Raw genomic sequence first — 2,317 nt, 5'->3', positions numbered from 1 at the left:
CGCTAGGTGACGCGCACCGCCAGGGACGTTCTGGCTTGGCCGCGTCCGGAAGGGGTCCCTCGATCTACACACAAGCTTTGCCTGGCTCGCTGTCATATACGCAACCTGCGCCGACGGCTGCGGCACACGGAGCCGCAGATTCACATTGTTGATTTCTTGGCCGCGACTGATTCAGCGAATTCATAGGCTTGCACCGACATTGCAGTTGGCGTGCAACGAGGAGACAGCTAGGACTCGCCTAGTTCTGGAGAGAACCTGACATGGTTGTCATTAGAGCCACGGCGGCACGGCTTGAACTCGATGCGCCCTATCATCCGGCGCTTCCGTATCGGGCAAGGCAGGTCGGTGGAACGTGGCTCGGCTCGACGACCGGCTGGGTCTTTCCACTCAAAGCGGAGCAGGCGCTGCGCGCGCTTTGTCAGGACATCTGGGCGGTCGATGGCAGAATAGCTGCTCTGGAAGACATGGTTGATCTTCGGATCACGGTCGACGAGCGGGTGCCCTTTCGCTCCGTGTTCGAAGCGCGTGAGACGCCGATCTATCTCGTCGGACGCGAGATCGCTGCGTCCCTCAGGAACCTGCGTGGGGCTCGCCCAGGCCGAGGCATCCGGTTCCTCTCGGGGAAGCCAAGATGCCTCGCGTCGCCAAGCACGTGGGCGACATCTATCCCGGACGGTGCCGTCTTTCTAATTCGCGATGTGCCGCGCTGCGCAACCGGCCGCTTTCGAGAAGCGATTGGCGGTGCAGGTCATGTCGAGGAGAATGCCCTCGATCTCGCGAGGGCTGAATAATCTTGTGATGCTTAGACGACGTCGATTGGACGAAGTCGCGGCGTTAGACCAGCTTCTTGAGCGCCGGCGAGACTTTGAATCTCACGGTTTTGCCCGCCTTAACCTTGACCGGCTCACCCGTGCGTGGGTTGAGCGCCTTGCGGGCCTTTGTCTTGGCGACACGGAAGGTGCCGAAGCTGGGTAGGGTGAAGCCACCTGAGGTCTTCAGCTCTTTGACGATGGCATCTATGAGATCGCTAGCCGCTCGATTAGCCGCGACACCGGTCAGCTCGGCAGAGTCCTGCAGAACGGAGGCAATGAAGGCTTTTGACACAGTTACCAGTCCTCATGGTGGTTGGGCGCATCTCCTGTACGGGATGGCTTCAGAAATTCAAGTGCCACGCTGGGATCATCTAACCACCCATCGTCCTCAGTGCCGTGCCCTAAAACGCGCTAATCATATCCATGGTGAGCATGGAGAGCCGAACAGCCCTTGCGGCCGTTGATCCAAGCCGTCAAAGGATCTCGGTGGAGACTGGCCCAAAATGACGGAGATCGCCCCAGACATGCGTGAGGCAGCCTTGGCCACGAAGCAGGGCGCGACGACCACAACTGCTTTGGCGGCGCTCGGCATCGTTTTTGGCGATCTCGGAACCAGCCCACTTTATACCTATCAGACTATTGTGAGCGGCGTGGGCGGTCGCCCTTCCGTGGGAGATGCGCTGGGCCTTCTCTCCCTCGTCGTCTGGACCTTGATCGTGACGATTTCGATCAAATACTGCATCCTCGTCATGAGGGCCGACAATCACGGCGAGGGAGGCATCCTAGCGCTCATGTCTCTCGTTGCCGGTCGCGCCGGCCGTGCCGCCCCCGCACTCATTGCCGTGGGGCTGTTTGGGGGCGCCCTAATCTACGGCGATGGCATCATCACGCCTGCCATCTCCGTACTGAGCGCGCTCGAGGGCATCAATGTCGTCACGACTATCTTCAAGCCCTATGTGATGCCCGCGGCTCTTCTGATCCTTTTCGCGCTGTTTGCGGCACAAACATTTGGCACTGCCTGCATCGGCCGTTTTTTCGGCCCCATCATGCTGATTTGGTTCGCGACGATCGCGGTGCTGGGCTTCCTAGGTCTCGTTCAACGTCCCGAAGTTCTAGCCGCCATCGATCCGCGTCATGGGGTAGATTTCCTTGTCCGCCATGGCTGGCGAAGCTTCATCGTGCTCGGGGGCGTTTTCCTCGCCATAACTGGCGGCGAAGCACTCTACGCCGACATGGGTAGCATCGGCCGTCGCCCGATCCGTCTATCCTGGTATGGAGTTGTGCTGCCCGCGCTGCTGCTCAGCTACGCGGGCCAAACGGCGCTTCTGATCAAGACACCCAACTTGATAGGCAATCCCTTTTTCAAGCTCGCACCTGGATGGGCCGTCGTTCCGCTCGTCGGCCTCGCGACCCTTGCCACCATCATTGCGAGCCAAGCCATCATCACGGGGGTCTTTTCCCTGACCCGACAGGCCATGCAGCTCGGCTGGTTTCCGGGCCTGCTC

3 protein-coding genes are annotated in these 2,317 nt (G+C 60.2%); 2 read left to right on the top strand and 1 reads right to left on the bottom strand.

Annotation, left to right across the window (positions count from 1 at the left end):
* The first annotated feature begins 260 nt into the window (after positions 1-260).
* Positions 261-791, top strand: a complete 531-nt coding sequence (locus tag GSQ92_RS11805) for a hypothetical protein (RefSeq protein ID WP_159013492.1) — start codon at positions 261-263, stop codon at positions 789-791.
* Between the two features lie 43 nt (positions 792-834).
* On the opposite strand, the gene GSQ92_RS11800 is transcribed toward GSQ92_RS11805, so the two are convergent.
* On the bottom strand, positions 835-1,104 hold the full coding sequence (locus tag GSQ92_RS11800; RefSeq protein WP_158803235.1) for an HU family DNA-binding protein: 270 nt from the start codon (positions 1,102-1,104) through the stop codon (positions 835-837).
* 232 nt (positions 1,105-1,336) lie between these two features.
* Here GSQ92_RS11800 and GSQ92_RS11795 point away from each other — a divergent pair.
* Positions 1,337-2,317: KUP/HAK/KT family potassium transporter (locus GSQ92_RS11795; RefSeq protein WP_371418554.1), on the top strand; the 981-nt coding region annotated here is incomplete at its 3' end.

Origin of the sequence: Acidisoma sp. S159 (assembly GCF_009766125.1) — a bacterium.
GTDB lineage: Bacteria > Pseudomonadota > Alphaproteobacteria > Acetobacterales > Acetobacteraceae > Acidisoma.
This window is presented reverse-complemented; position numbering and strand designations above follow the sequence as displayed.

What these genes read in the sequence shown, in the direction of transcription:
- GSQ92_RS11805 (WP_159013492.1), top strand. Translation starts at nt 261, where the DNA reads ATGGTTGTCATTAGAGCCACGGCGGCACGGCTTGAACTCGATGCGCCC.